This window comes from Streptomyces sp. SID11385, assembly GCF_010548245.1.
In the GTDB taxonomy this organism is placed as follows: domain Bacteria; phylum Actinomycetota; class Actinomycetes; order Streptomycetales; family Streptomycetaceae; genus Streptomyces.
In genome coordinates this window covers 1-218 of sequence record NZ_JAAGLR010000210.1, presented here as the reverse complement: position 1 = coordinate 218, position 218 = coordinate 1, and the positions used below count along the sequence as shown (strand labels likewise).

The 218-nt window shown below is 67.0% G+C and carries 1 protein-coding gene; it reads right to left on the bottom strand.

Features of this window, described 5'->3' with window-relative positions; genetic code table 11:
- Positions 1–218: Fic family protein (locus G3I42_RS06360; protein WP_239096293.1), on the bottom strand; the 218-nt coding region annotated here is incomplete at both ends.

Here is a 218-nt window from a genome sequence, read left to right as displayed (position 1 = left end):
AGGACGAAGGCCAACGCCAGCATGGCCGCGCGGGCGTTGCCGTCCTCGAACGGATGGAAGAAGAGGATGTCTAGGTAGGTCCGGGTTGCGCGTGACGGGAGGGGGAGATCAGGTTGAGCGCTCTCGGACAGGCAGCGCTCGAATCGCGCCCGCGTATCGGATGCGAGGCCGTAACGCTCCTGGCAGCCCTTCGCGAAGGCCGGCATCGTGCGGAAGCC